Annotated in this window: 1 protein-coding gene; it reads left to right on the forward strand. The window is 70.9% G+C overall.

The window, feature by feature from the left end:
* The first annotated feature begins 143 nt into the window (after window positions 1-143).
* Window positions 144-1,427 carry an IS701 family transposase gene (locus ACIG5E_RS39470; RefSeq protein WP_396542154.1) on the forward strand — a complete coding sequence of 428 codons (1,284 nt, stop codon included), beginning with the start codon at window positions 144-146 and terminating at the stop codon, window positions 1,425-1,427.
* The last annotated feature ends 25 nt before the right edge of the window (window positions 1,428-1,452 follow it).

Consider the following 1,452-nt stretch of genomic DNA (forward strand, 5'->3'; position numbering starts at 1 on the left):
TACTCCAGTGCGACTTCGTGATCTTTCCCGGGAGCCGGGTGAGAACGGCAACGGCCACCGCGTGATCATCAAGGGTTGTGTGGACTCATGACGATCATGCGGTGGCCGCGGGTCACAGCATAGACGCCGCCCGATGGCAGGCGATGTTCGACCAGGCCATGGCCCGGATCGCGGGCCGGTTCCGGCGGGTGGAACCGCGGGCGACCGCCCGCGCCTTCGTACTCGCCCTGCTGTCCGGCGTCGAGCGGAAGAACTGCTGGCGACTGGCCGAGCAGGCCGGCCACGCCCGCCCCGGGCCGATGCAGCGACTGCTGCGAAGCGCCCGCTGGGACGCCGACGCGGTCCGCGACGACGTACGCGCCTACGTCCTCGAACACCTCGGCGCCGACGACGGCGTGCTGATCGTGGACGAGACCGGCTTCCTGAAGAAGGGCACCGGCTCCGCTGGCGTGCAGCGGCAGTACACCGGCACCGCGGGGCGGATCGAGAACACGCAGGTCGGCGTCTTCCTCGCCTACGCCTCCAGCAGAGGACGGGCGTTGATCGACCGTCGGCTCTACCTGCCCGACGCCTCGTGGTGCCGGGACGCCGAGCGCCGCACCCGCGCCGGTGTGCCCGACCAGGCGCAGTTCGCGACCAAGCCCACGCTGGCCGGGCAGATGATCGCGCAGGCACTGGACGCCGGGATCGGCGCCCCCTGGGTGAGCGGCGACGAGGCATACGGCCAAGACCCCGGCCTGCGCGCCCTGTTGGAGTCCCGTGAGGTCGGCTACGTCCTGGCCGTCGCGTGCAGCACGCGGGTGCGGATCAACCAGGGGCGGACCGCTGCCCGCGCGGATGCCGTGGCCGACTGCCTGCCCGCCTCGGCCTGGCACCAGCAAAGCGCTGGAGCAGGGGCGAAGGGGCCGCGCTACTACGACTGGGCCTGGATCGAGATCGGCACCGACGGCCACCGGCACCTGCTGATCCGCCGCAACCCGAGCAGCGGCGAACTCGCCTTCTACCTGTGCTGGTCCCCGAGGCGAGTGCCGCTGTCGGAGCTGGTCCGGGTGGCCGGGACCAGGTGGTGCATCGAGGAGTGCTTCCAGGCCGCGAAAGGCCAGGTCGGCCTGGACCACTATCAGGTCCGCCACTGGACCGCCTGGCACCGGCACATCACCCTGGCCATGCTCGCGCTCGCCTTCCTGGCCGTCCTCGCCGCCGACGCGACACCGGCCAGGCCCGCCGACCCGAACCGACCCGCCCGCAGCACCGACCCGATCGACCTGACCGTCCCCGAAATCCGCCACCTGCTCGGCGCCCTGCTGATCACGGCGAACACCTCCCCGCACAGGCTGCTGCACTGGTCGAACTGGCGCAGACGCCATCAAGCCAGTGCTCGCCGCAGCCACTACCAACGACGGCTCGCCGACCCCTCAACCGGATAGATCACGAAGTCGCACTGGAGTACTA

This window comes from Kitasatospora sp. NPDC053057, assembly GCF_044546945.1.
GTDB lineage: Bacteria > Actinomycetota > Actinomycetes > Streptomycetales > Streptomycetaceae > Kitasatospora.